Source organism: Bacillus sp. KS1, assembly GCF_020075515.1.
Taxonomy (GTDB): domain Bacteria; phylum Bacillota; class Bacilli; order Bacillales; family Bacillaceae; genus Bacillus; species Bacillus velezensis.
This window is the reverse complement of sequence record NZ_JACAWW010000020.1, coordinates 1-14,248: the sequence shown is the minus strand read 5'-3', so window position 1 is coordinate 14,248 and position 14,248 is coordinate 1. Positions and strand designations below refer to the sequence as shown.

Genomic DNA, 14,248 nt, shown 5'->3' with positions numbered 1-14,248 from the left:
GTCCGCACAAAGACCTTGAACCGATTCTCGGCATGTTCGTCAACACCCTGGCCATCAGAACGGAGCCGAAAGGAGACAAACGGTTCACCGATTACTTGGCGGAAGTCCGCCAGGCCGCGCTTGAGGCATATGAGCATCAAGATTATCCGTTTGAAGAGCTGGTGGAACGGCTCGGGGTGCAGCGGGACATGAGCCGAAATCCGCTGTTTGATGCGATGTTTATTCTTCAGAATATGGAGCGAGAGGAGATAAATCTGGCCGGTCTGAAGGCGTCACGATCAGAGCATACCGAACATGATGTATCAAGTTTTGACCTGACCTTATCAGCGGCTGAATCCGATGGAAACATCCGCTTTGAAATGGAATTCAGCACCGAGCTTTTTATGAAAGAAACGATTGAACGCTGGATGGGCCACTTACTGAATCTCTTGCGCCATGTTGCCGCCGAACCGGAAGTCACACTATCGAAAACTGACATTTTGAATGAAGAAGAAAAACAAAAGTTACTGATTGAGTTTAATAACACACAAACCGAATTCATGGAAAAACACAAACTGTTTCACCAGTTGTTTGAAGAGAAAGCAGAAGAAACGCCTCATCAGACCGCTGTTATTGAAGGAGCACAACAGATCAGCTATTCGCAGCTTAATGAGCGGGCAAATCGGCTTGCGCGAACATTACACAAAAATGGATTCGGTCCGGGAAAAAGAGCAGCTATATTGGCAAACCGTTCGATTGAAGCGATCGTCAGTGTTCTTGCGGTCATGAAATCGGGAGGGGCGTATATACCGGTTGACTCCCATTATCCTGAGGAACGGATTCGCTATTTATTAAAAGACAGCGCGGCATCCGTCTTGATGGTGCAGTCAGAATACAAAGAACTTGCTTCACAGCTGACGGATCACAATTTATTTCTCATTCAGCTCGATCATGAAGATCAATACGATATTTGTGCAAAGAATATTCAGCCGGCAGCGTCTCCGGATGATACTGCATATATCATATATACTTCGGGAACAACGGGAACGCCGAAGGGAGTCGAAGTCAGAAATCGCAGCTTTACGCATGCAGCACTTGCATGGCGGAAAATTTATGAGCTTGACCGTAAACCAGTCCGAGTGCTGCAGATGGCGAGTTTCTCATTTGATGTATTTTCAGGGGATCTTGCACGCGCCCTGCTAAACGGGGGAACGCTTGTCATTTGTCCGGATGACGTCCGGCTTGAGCCACAACAGCTTTATCGGCTCATTGGTCAGCACCGTATCACGTTTATGGAGTCGACACCCGCGCTGATTGTTCCGTTTATGGAATATATATATCGCCGGAAGCTTGCGCTGCAAAACGTAAAAATACTGGTTCTGGGATCAGATATGATCAAGTCGCAGGACTTTTATACGCTTCATGAACGCTTCGGAAAAGAAATGCGGATCATTAACAGCTACGGTGTAACAGAAGCGACAATTGATTCTTCGTATTATGAAGCCGAAATGAGCGAAGAGCCGCGGGAAGATGATGTACCGATCGGTGTTCCGCTTCCGAATGTAAAAATGTACGTCTTAAACAAAGACAAACAGGTCCAGCCGATCGGCGTTTTCGGAGAGCTGTATATCGGGGGCGCCGGCGTCGCCAAAGGATATTGGGGACAGCCTGAGCTGACAGAGGGCGCATTCAGTGACCCGTTACAAACGGGAGAAACGCTTTACAGAACCGGAGATCAGGCTTGCTGGCTTCCGGATGGAACTCTTCGTTTTAAAGGGCGGATCGATAAGCAGGTGAAGATCAGAGGATACAGAATTGAGACGGGAGAAATAGAAAGTGTGCTTTTGAAACACGATCAAGTCAAAGAAGCGGCTGTTACCGTGATGAAAGATGCTGAAGGACAAGCCCGATTAGCGGCATACATCGTTCCTAAAGAGGCCGATATCTCATCACTCCGCCAGTCTCTTATGCAGGAGCTTCCGGCTTATATGATGCCGTCTCATATTATCGGTTTAGACAGCATGCCCCTGACACTGAACGGCAAACTTGATAAATCGGCACTGCCGGCAGAAGAGATACATTCATCACAGGCATTTGTCGCGCCCGGCGATGAAAAACAGGCGATGTTATGCCGGATTTGGGAAGATGTGCTTCATGTTCAGAGAGCGGGAATTCATCACTCTTTCTTTGAGCTTGGGGGAGATTCCATTAAGGCGCTTCAAGTGTCCGCCCGACTCGCCGGAGAAGGCTGGAACATGTCGATCCGCGATTTGTTTCAGTTCCCGACGATTGCAGAACTCGCAAAGCACCTCACACCGGCTGTTGCAACGGCTGATCAGGGACCGATAGAAGGAAGCGCTCCGCTGACACCGATCCAGCAGAGATTTTTTGAGGAGCCGGGTGCGTTTGAGCTTCATTATAACCAAGCGGTCATGCTGTGCAGTGAAGACAGCCTCGAAATAGATGCGCTGTATCAGGCAGTTTGCGCGCTGACAGAACATCATGATGCGCTGCGAATGACTTTCACTGAAAATGAGCATGGGGAAACGGTTCAATATAATCGCGGAATCACAAAGCAGTATGAAGAAATCTTTACGCTTAACGTCATAGATATTTCAGAAGAAACGCAGCCCGAAAAACGGATAGCCGCTGAGGAAAAAGAAATACAGCAGGCTATGCGTCTTGATCAGGGGCCTCTGCTTCATCTCGGAGTGTTCAGGCAGAAGGAAGCCGACCATCTGCTTATAACGATTCATCACCTTATCGTGGACGGCGTGTCATGGAGGATATTGCTTGAAGATCTGCAGACAGCTTATCAGCAGGCATTGGACGGCAAACAAATCGACCTGCCGCCGAAAAGCGATTCTTATATAAAGTATGCCGAAGAACTTTTTGACATTGCCAAAAGCAAAGCATTGCTGGAGGAAGCTGCATACTGGGACAGCGTGATGTCTAGTGAAACAGCGCCGCTGCCGAAAATAACTGATGAAAACGCCGGACGATTGCAGGAAAACGCGCGCACTTCATCGTGGATATTAAGCAGCGAAGTCACAAAACAGCTGCTGTTGGAAACACAGCAGGCATACGGAACGGATGTTCATGAATTGCTTTTAACGGCGCTTGGAATGGCGCTTCATGAGTGGACGGGTTCTGAACAGATGCTTATCAGCACTGAGGGGCACGGTCGCCAGGGCCATATACCTGACATTGATATGTCAAGAACGGCAGGATGGTTTACATCTGTTTACCCGGTGCTTTTGGATATGAGAGTGCCGGGCGGCTCAGGCGAAAAAACCGCTCACCGCATAAAGACGGTAAAAGACATGATGCGACGGGTTCCTCACCACGGAACCGGCTACGGGCTGCTGAGATATTCGCGAAACATTCTTTATAAAGACCCAGAAATAAGCTTTAACTATCTCGGTGCGTTTGACGGTCTTGAAGGAACGCTGAAGATGTCACCGTTCAAGCCGCAGCATGATATAGCGGCCGGGCGCATCCGCGAGTTTGATCTGGATATTAACGCGATGGTGGCGGCCGGGCAACTGGAGGTAAAAGCCGTTTATACCGATGTATTTGCACCGGGGGCAATCGAGTTCTTCATGAATCGTTTCCATACTCACCTCGAGGACATCATCGCCCACTGTTCCGGCAAGAAAGAGCGGGAAAAAACATTAACAGATTACAGCCATACAGAATTGACCGCTCAAGCACTATCAAGCATTGAAGATCTCGTAAAAGGACTTTAATTTCATAAAAAGGTGTGTGGCATTCGTGACACAAGCGACAGAAATTCAAGATATTTACCCTTTATCATTTATGCAGGAAGGCATGCTGTTTCATTCGCTTCTGGATTCCGGATCAAACGCATATGTCGAGCAGATTTCGTTTACAGTCAGCGGGGATTTATGCATTGATACATTCCAAAAAAGTCTGGATATGCTTGTCAGCCGCTATGATATTTTCAGAACGATTTTCATAAAAGAAGTGCCTGACCTTGAAGGTCCGCAGCAGGTTGTCCTTTCACGCCGTGACACAGCCGTACAGACTGAGAACATTTCAGACTATTCGGAAGAACGGCAGCAAAGCATCATTGAGGAATTCAAGGAAACCGACCGGCATAAGGGGTTTGATCTGCAAAAAGGCCCCTTAATGCGCCTGACTCTTTTTCAAACGGGAGAAAACCGCCATACGTGCGTTTGGACTCACCATCACATTATGATGGACGGCTGGAGCTTGGGCATTGTGCTGAAAGATTTCTTCAGCATGTATTATGCGATCCGGAACGGGCGGCCTGTAAACCTCGGCAGTCCGGCTCCGTACAGCTCTTATATCAAATGGCTCCGAAGCCGGAATAAAGAAGAAACGTCAGCGTTCTGGTCGCGCTGCTTGGAAGATTACGGAGAAGTCGTTTCCGTTCCGCAAACGAAGAATAAGCCGGCGCAAAACGGTTATGCATCTGAGCATTTTCAATTTTCCCTTGAGTCTGAAACCGTACAAAAACTGACAGACATTGCCCGAAGCACCGGGGTCACGCTGAATACTTTATTTACGAGCATTTGGGGGCTGCTTCTCCATCGTTACAACGGGACTGAAGATGCGGTCTTCGGTTCGGTTGTTTCCGGCAGGCCGTCTGCTATCAGCGGCATTGAATCCATGGCCGGACTGTTTATCAATACCGTGCCGGTAAGGGTGCGCGCGGCTGGGGATATGACTTTTTCTTCTCTTCTCAAAAAGGTGCAAAAAGAGTCACTCGCTGCGGAAGAGCACAGCTATTATCCGCTTTATGACATTCAAAACGAGAGCGGTCTGCAAAAAGATCTCTTGAACCACATCCTGGTTTTTGAGAATTATCCGGTTCAGATGCAGACTGCGGTAAACGGCTGGCAGCAAACGGAAAGCAGTGCGCTCTCACTTGAAAACTTTTCGATGGCGGAGGAAACCAATTACGATCTTAACGTCGTCATCGTTCCGGGAGAAGAGTTTTATGTGAAATTCAGCTACAATGCGGGCATCTACGATCGGGAAGACATGAAACGGATCAAAGGGCATATTCTGGAGGTCATCTCCTGTGTAACGGAAGATCCGGACAGGCTTTTATCAAGCATCAGTCTCGTGCCTCCGGAGGAAGAAGCCTTGATTCATTCGTTTAACGAAACGAACCGTCCGTACCCTGAGACAACCGTTCATGGGCTGTTTGAAGAACAGGCGGCAAAAACGCCTGACCAAGAGGCGTTGAGATATAACGGGGTAAGCTGGAGCTACAAGAAATTAAATCAGCGGGCGAATCAGATTGCGCATGCGTTAAGGGAAAAAGGCGCACGCCCCGACCAGATCACCGCTGTTATGCTGCGCCGATCAATGAGTACGGTTGCCGCTCTGCTCGGAATTTGGAAGTCGGGCAGCGCCTATATGCCGATTGATGCGGAATTTCCGCCTGAACGGATTTCATTTTTACTGAGAGACAGTGAAGCCTCACTGCTCGTGACTGAAAAAGACCTGCTCCCCCTCATTCCGCCGCATTTCAAGGGCAGCGTCGTCATCATGGAGGAAACGGTTTCCCAGCAGACTGCACCGCTTCCGCCGGTATCTGACAGCGGAAATTTGGCGTATGTCATTTACACCTCCGGAACGACAGGCCGGCCGAAAGGGGTGCTTGTACAACACAAAGCGATCAGCAATACATTGCAATGGCGGCGTGAAGAATACGGGATGACAGAAGGGGATATAGCGCTTCATCTTTTTTCATACGTATTTGACGGGTCATTAACGAGTCTTTTCACTCCGCTTCTGTCGGGCGCCTGTGTATTGTTAACTGATGAAGATGATGCGAAAGACGTCCTTTCAATAAAACAGAAAATCGCCCGCCACGGAGTGAGCCATCTTCTGATCGTTCCGTCTCTGTATCGCGTTCTGCTTGATTCGCTGACGAAAAAGGATGCGCAGGCGCTTCGGGCGGTGACATTTGCCGGGGAAGCGGCCACTCCTGATATCGTGGAAGCGAGCCGCAACATATGCCCGAATGCCGAGCTGCTGAATGAATACGGCCCGACGGAAAACAGTGTGGCCACGACGATTCTGCGCAACCTGCAAAAAAGCAGCCGAATTACGATCGGACGCCCGATTGCCAACACTTCTGTCTATATGATGCACGGAGATCGGCTGCAGCCGGTCGGAGCCGTCGGTGAACTGTGTATTTCCGGAAAAGGTCTGGCGGACGGATATTTTCAGCAAAAAGAGCTGACGGACAAAGTCTTTACCCCTCATCCGTTTCGTGAAGGTGAACGGCTGTACAGAACGGGAGATGCAGCCCGATTTTTACCGGATGGAACGATTGAATATATGGGACGCTTTGACGATCAGATCAAGGTAAGAGGTTACAGAATTGAATTAGGAGAAATCGAAACGGCACTCAGAAGTCTGTCCGGGGTAAAAGAGGCGGCAGTCACCGTGCGCAAAACGGCGGACGGGGAACAGGAGCTTGCTGCTTATGTCGTACTGGAAAATGCGGGTGTGACATTTGACCCTCATGCCGAATTGGCCGGGAGATTACCTGCTTATATGATACCGGGAAGCTTTACCAAATTAACGGAGATGCCGCTGTCTGTGAGCGGAAAACTTGATCGGGCCGCACTTCCTGAGCCCAAAGAAGCCGGGAGAACCGGTGATTATCAAGCTCCGCGCACAATGCTTGAGACCGAGCTGCTGTCTATTTGGCAAGAAGTACTGAAACGGGAACATATCAGTATGAGAGATGATTTCTTCCAAATCGGCGGACAGTCGCTGAAAGCCGCGTCGCTTGTTTCAAACATACATAAACGGCTCCAAATTGAACTTGCCGTCCGCCATGTTTTTGAACATCCGACTATCGAGAGCATGGCCCGCTTCCTTGAACAGAGGAAAAGAGGAGAATATGCAGAAATCACGCCTGCTGTGGCAAAGGACTTGTACCCGCTATCTTTTGCGCAAAAAAGGCTCTATGCCCTTCATCAGCTTGCAGCGGACAGTACGGGCTATCATATGCCCGCTTGTCTGGAACTGAGCGGCAGACTCAACCGGGATCGGCTGCACGAAGCCTTTTCAGCGCTGTTACAAAGGCACGAAGCGTTACGCACTTCATTTGTTTTACGAAACGGGGAGCCGATGCAGCACATACATTCACATGTCGATCTTGACCTCACAGAGATTCACATGCCATCCGGGAACCTTCTTCAAGAGGTGATGGAAACTTTCGTCAAACCGTTTGATGTGGAAAAAGCGCCGCTTTTGAGAGTGACTTTAGCCAAAGTCACTGAAGAACGTCATTTTCTGCTGCTTGATATGCATCATCTTATCGCAGACGGTGTGTCAATGAGCGTTCTGATTCAAGAATTGACGGATTTATACAGAGGAAAGGAGTTGCAGCCGTTAAAACTCCAGTACAAAGATTTTTCCGTCTGGCAGCATGAGCGGTTTGCCGCTGAAGAATTCAAAAGACATGAGCGTTATTGGCTGGAGACGATCGGGGAAAACATTCCCGTACTTGATCTGCCGCTCGATAAAAAGCGCCCGCAGCTTCCTGATTTCAGCGGGTCCGCGGTTCGAACGCGCCTTCAAAAGGAAACGGCGGAGAATTTGCGCCGGCTCATGGATGAGACAGGTTCGACGCTGTATATGATTCTTTTGGCAAGCTACTCCTTGTTCCTTTCTAAATTGAGCGGGCAGGAAGACATTGTCGTCGGTTCACCTGCGGCCGGCAGAAGCCGCGCTGAGCTTGACGGGGTCATCGGCATGTTTGTAAATACCGTGGCAATGAGAAGCAGGCCGCAAGGGGATAAGACATTCCGCGCTTATTTAGAAGAGGTGAAAATGCTCGCCCTCGGCGCGGCCGAACATCAGGACTTCCCGTTTGAAGAACTTGCCCAAAAGCTTGATACACACCGGGAAGTCAATCGCAATCCGCTGTTTGATGCCATGCTCGTTTTGCAAAACAGTGATGATTTCGAAGTAAACCTTCCGGGCTTAGTTGTTTCTTCACATTCAGTGAAGCATGACATTTCAAAATTCGACTTGACGCTTCATGCCGAGGAACGGCCGGATGGCTCACTGGATTTTCATTTTGAATACAGTACCGCCTTGTTTGAAAAGGATACGATCGAACGGTGGGCCGGTCATTTTAAAGAGCTTTTAGGACAAATCGCATCGGATGATGAGCGGAAGCTGTCTGACATTCATTTGCTGGGCATAAACGAGCGGCAGATGCTTCTTCAAGCGGAAAATCAAACGGCGGGGTATCCGAGGCATGAAACGATCGTCAGTTTATTTGAAGCACAGGCGGAAAAAATGCCGGATCAAATTGCAGCCGTCATGTCTGATGAGCGTCTCACCTACCGCGAGCTCAATGAAAAGGCGGATCGAATCGCCGATATGCTGTCGGAAAACGGCATCCGCTCTGGACAGATTGTCGGAATTATGACCGAACGATCTCCGGATATGCTGATTGGGATTCTCGGTATTTTAAAAGCGGGAGGAGCTTATCTGCCGATTGATCCTGACTATCCTGACGAGCGGATTTCATTTATGCTGACTGACAGCGGCGCGCGTGTTCTGTTGACGCAATCGGGTCTTGGGATATCCGGTATAGATGGTTTGCCGGTTTTATACATCGATAAGCCTGAATCCGTTTCAGCAGACAGAACGAAAGAAATGATAACGCCTGAACAGCCGGCTTACGTGATTTACACATCGGGCACAACAGGAAAACCGAAAGGCGTTATGACGGAACACCGCAATGTCATCAGCCTTATCACACATAAAGGACTGCCGTTTGATTTCGGCTCTGAAGACGTCTGGACGCTGTTCCACTCCTATTGCTTTGATTTTTCTGTATGGGAAATATTCGGCGCGCTCTTATACGGCGGAAAGGTGGTTATCGTGCCGAAAGAAACTGCCCGTGATCCGCATTTGTACCGGCAGCTGCTGCAAAGTGAAGGCGTAACGGTGCTGAACCAAACGCCGACGGCTTTTTCCGGACTCATTCATGAAGAGGCCGGGCATACGGACAAGCTAAAGCTTCGATATGTCATTTTCGGCGGAGAGGCGCTTCAGCCCGGCATGCTGAAAAGCTGGAAAGAGAAGTACCCGGAGACGGAGCTTGTTAATATGTACGGCATTACGGAAACCACGGTTCACGTCACATGCAAAAAACTGAATATGGATGATATTGAGAGAAACAAAAGCAATATCGGCAGACCGCTGGAAACCCTTCATGCTTTTGTCATGGATATCTATATGAATCCGCAGCCGATCGGAATTCCCGGTGAGCTTTATATCGGCGGGGAAGGCGTCGCGAGGGGATATGTAAACAGGGATGATTTAACCGCTTCCCGTTTCATCACGAATCCGCATGTTTCCGGCATGCGGCTCTACCGGACGGGCGATATCGCCAAAAGGCTCTCAAATGGCGAGCTGGAATATGTCGGGCGAAAAGATGCGCAAGTAAAAGTCAGAGGCCACAGAATTGAGCTGGGAGAAATTAAATCAGCGCTGCAAGAGCTTTCCTCTGTGAAAGAGGCCGCCGTGATCACACGTGCTGATCAGCATGGTCAGCACTCCATTTACGCATACGCGGTCTTACACGGAAACGAAAAGATAAAAGAAGCAGAGATTCAGGCCTCTCTCAGAGCTTTTCTGCCGGAATATATGATTCCCGCCCGCTTGATAGAGCTTGATGAACTGCCTTTGACGGCGAATGGGAAGCTGGACGAGAAGGCGCTCCCGCAGCCTGAATTAAATGATAGCCTTGGAGATGATATCAGCCTGAGAAATGAAACTGAAGAAATGATGGCTGACATCTGGGAAGAACTCTTAGGTGTTGAAGGACTCGGCCCCAATGCTCATTTCTTCCATCTCGGCGGGGATTCGATTAAAGCGCTGCAAGTATGTGCGAGGCTGAAACAGCAGGGCTATGAAACGACCGTCCGCGAGCTGTTCGAGCATCAGACACTGGGAGAAGTATCGATGCGGCTCCGGAAAGTCCGCCGCGTGATTGATCAGGCTCCCGTCACGGGAGACGTGCCGCTGACGCCGATCCAGCACTGGTTCTTGTCGCAATCATTGCCGCATGATCATTTTAATCAGTCGGTTATGCTCCGCAGTGCGGACAGAATCAATGAATCTGCTATGAGAAAAGCGCTGGCACAGCTCGCGGTTCATCATGACGCATTACGGATCGTATGCGGCACGCAAAACGGATCGGTGACTCAATACAACAGAGCGGAAAACCTTTCTGAAGAAGAACTCTTTACGTTTGAAACGCATGACGTGAGAGGGAAAGGGTCATTACAAGAGGAGCACGCCGCAATTGAACAGGCGGCCGCCCTTATTCAAACTTCCATTCGGCTGGAGACGGGTCCGCTCGTAGCTGTCGGATTATTTCACGCTAATGATGGCGATCATCTGCTGCTTTCCATTCATCACCTTGTCATTGACGGGGTGTCATGGCGGATTTTATTTGAAGATCTCACCGCATGCTACAGGCAGGCGCTCGAAGGAAAAGAAACCGCGCTTCCGGCAAAAACTGATTCCTATCAGACTTACGCGAAACAAATCTCTGATTATGCAAAAAGCCGCCGGCTGTTACAGGAAGCAGACTACTGGTCCGAAAGAGAAAAAGCGGCGGTCAAACCGCTTCCGAAAGATGCCCGCATCTCTTCCAATCTTCTGAAAGATACAGATGTGATGACCGTTACATTGACAAAACAGGAGACTGAGCAGCTGTTAACGGAAGCGAACAGAGCATACAGAACAGAGACGGGTGAATTATTGCTTGCCGCGTTAAGCCTTGCGCTGAACAGATGGACCGGAAACGAGACATTCAAAATCAGCATGGAAGGCCACGGAAGGGAAGAGCACCTGGAGCATCTTGATATCAGCAGAACCATCGGCTGGTTTACGTCAATTTATCCGGTATTGGTTGACGCAAGTTTTCAAGATCAGGCTGATGACGGCGAGCGTCTCGGCTATCACATTAAGCGGACAAAAGACATGATGCGCCGCATCCCGCATAAAGGAGCGGGATATGGGGTGCTGAAGTATATAAGCAAACTCTGGGAAGAGACTGAATCTGATGCTCCTGAAATCAGTTTTAACTATCTGGGGCAGTTTGACAGGGAGATCCGTTCCAGCGGCTTCGGTGTTTCTCCCGTAAAAGCGGGAAATGAAGTCAGCCCGGACTGGGAACGCCCGTACACACTTGATATCAGCGGCTCCGTATCCTCGGAATGTCTCAGCATGTATGTCGTGTACAACCGTTTTCAGTATCAAAAAGAAACGATTGAAGTTTTGACGGGACATTTTCATACCTTTCTCAAACAGATCATCACGCATTGCACAGGCAAAGAGGAGCGTGAATGGAGCGCCGCTGATTTCAGTGACGAGGAGTTAACGCTGGAAGATCTGAGTGACATTATGGGAGCCGTCAACAAACTATAGAAAAGGAGTGGCGCAATGGGGCAGCAACCGGAAATACAAGATATATATCCTTTATCTTTTATGCAGGAGGGCATGCTTTTTCATTCTCTGTTGGATCATGACTCAAGAGCCTACTTCGAACAAGCGGTGTTTACGATCAACGGACAGCTTGACCGGGAACGATTCCAAAAAAGTATAGATGCTGTTTTTGAACGATACGATATTTTCCGTACGACATTTATTCATAAGAATGTGGCGAAGCCCCGCCAAGTCGTGTTGAAAAACAGGCCGAGCCGCGTTCAGTTTCATGATATTTCTCATTTGGACGAGAAGGCACAAGACAAATATGCCGACCGGTTCAGAAAAGAAGATAAAGATAAAGGCTTTGATTTGCAATCAGACCCTCTCATGAGAGTCTCCATTTTGAAAAAAGCGCCTGAACGCTATGTTTGTATCTGGAGCCATCATCATATCGTCATGGACGGCTGGTGCTTCGGAATTGTCATGAAGGAATTTCTGATGATCTATCAATCTCTCGGAGACGGACGGCTCCCGTCTCTCGAGCCTGTTCAGCCATATGGAAAGTATATTAAATGGCTCATGAAGCAGGATCGTAAAGAAGCCGAGATTTTTTGGAAAACGAGACTTGCCGATCTTGAGCAATCGGCGTCTCTTCCGAAAAAATCCGCGGAACCAAATGGCGAACTTGAGCAGGCGGTTTTCACCATTTCGGAAGAGCAGACAAATGAGCTGAAAAACATTGCGGCAAGGGCGGGAGCAACGCTGAATACAGTGTTCCAGGCACTGTGGGGCATGTTGCTGCAGCGTGTCAGCCGCTGTGATGACGCTGTTTTCGGTTCTGTCGTTTCCGGCCGGCCGTCGGATCTCGCAGGCGTGGAAAAAATGGTAGGACTGTTTATCAATACGATTCCCGTGCGGGTGAAAAGCGGTTCATTTTCTTTTCTGGAGCTCGTCAGGCATTTGCAGCAGGAGACGCTGCAAGCAGAAGCGTACAGCTATTATCCGCTGTATGACATTCAGGCGCAAAGCCCTTTGAAGCAAGCGCTGTTTGACCACATTATCGTGTTTGAAAATGTGCCGGCCCAGCGTGAAATTGAAAATGTGAGTCAGGCCGGTTCATTTGATTTTGCGGTAGAGGATTTCGCGATGGAGGAAGTCACAAACTACGGATGCAGCATAAAGGTGATTCCGGGAAATTCTCTTTATATCCGCTTAAACTTTGATACCGGTATATACGATCGTGTTTTTATGAAGAATATTGAAACATTTTTACGGCATATGATGGAGTCAGTCATTTCCGACCCTGAAATGAGCGCCTCCAAGATCGCATTGCTTGATGCGTGTGAAGCCAGAAATATGCTGGATGCGTTTAACCGTACAGAAACGGTTGAACCGCCGGCTCCGACGCTTCACGGACTGTTTGCCCGCCGTGCCGCGCTTTCGCCCCATCGTCCGGCGCTCCGTTTTCCGGGCGGTATGCTGACGTACGCCGAGCTTGATCAGTACACGGACAGGCTCGCCGTTCGGCTCCGCCAAAAAGGCATCCGCAAAGAAAGCATGGTCGGCGTACTCGCTGAACGCTCGCCGGAGATGGTGGTTTCAGTGCTTGCCGTGTTAAAAGCGGGCGGCGCCTACGTGCCGCTTGACCCTGACTATCCTGAGGACAGGCTGCGCTATATGCTCGATGACTGCGGCGCTTGTCTCCTGCTTGCACAGCCGGGATTATCCGTTTCCGGTTTTTCCGGCGAGACGCTAGAAGTGTCTCTTTCTTCTCTGACAGGCGAGACGGAGACAGGGGCTGTCTCTGAAGAAGCGGATAGCGATTCGCTCGCTTATATCATTTATACGTCCGGTTCGACGGGAACACCGAAGGGAGTGGCTGTTGAACACCGTCAGGCCGCCGCCTTTTTATCAGGGATGCAAGGGCAGTTTCCGTTAACGGAAGAGGATGTTATCGTGCTGAAATCATCCTTTTCATTCGACGCCTCTATCTGGCAATTGTTTTGGTGGACAATGTCAGGCGCCTCCGTGTATCTGCTTCCTGCCGGATGGGAGAAAGATCCTGTGCGGATGATTGAAGCGTTTGCCTCAGAAAAGGTGACGACCGCGCATTTTATTCCGGCGATGGTCAACAGCTTTTTAGACGCGCTGGAAACGGAGCCTGAGGAAACAAGAACACGCCTCGGCAGAACACTGACACGCGTGTTTGCCGGAGGTGAAGCTCTTTCACCGCTTACGGCTGCCCGGTTTGCCGATCTTCTGCCGGAGACGATGCTTATTCACGGCTACGGGCCGACGGAAGCGACGGTTGATGCGGCGTTTTACGTCTGTGACCGAAAACGGGACAGCGGACGGACAAGGCTTCCGATCGGAAAACCCGTTCCGGGTGCCCGTCTGTATGTATTAGATAGCGGAGGAACCATCCAGCCTGCGGGCGTGGCAGGAGAGCTGTACATCGCGGGGACAGGGGTGGCCCGGGGCTATCTGAACCGGCCTGAGCTGACAGAGGAGCGTTTTCTCAATGATCCGTTTTATCCGGGAGAACGCATGTATCAGACGGGCGATATCGCACGCTGGACAGAAGACGGCCTAGTCGAATGGCTCGGACGTTCAGACGGACAGGTGAAAGTCCGCGGCTACCGGATTGAACCAGGAGAGATCGAAGCGGCGATCCGGCGCATCGACGGCATTCGTGAGGCGGCAGTCACCGCCCGGACTGAACACGGCGAAACCGCGCTTTACGCCTATATCGAAGGACGGGAAAGCGATGACGTGCGGGCGGAGCTTGCGACACGCC

At 49.9% G+C, this 14,248-nt stretch carries 3 protein-coding genes; all 3 read left to right on the top strand.

Annotated features, from left to right (window positions below; genetic code table 11):
* Positions 1-3,728 (top strand): non-ribosomal peptide synthetase (locus HWY38_RS16565; RefSeq protein ID WP_224182225.1); only part of this gene is annotated, 3,728 nt, incomplete at its 5' end.
* 25 nt (positions 3,729-3,753) lie between these two features.
* Complete coding sequence (locus HWY38_RS16560; RefSeq protein ID WP_224182224.1) at positions 3,754-11,451, top strand: non-ribosomal peptide synthetase; 7,698 nt, start codon at positions 3,754-3,756, stop codon at positions 11,449-11,451.
* 15 nt (positions 11,452-11,466) lie between these two features.
* On the top strand, positions 11,467-14,248 hold a 2,782-nt coding region (locus tag HWY38_RS16555; RefSeq protein WP_224182223.1), incomplete at its 3' end, for a non-ribosomal peptide synthetase.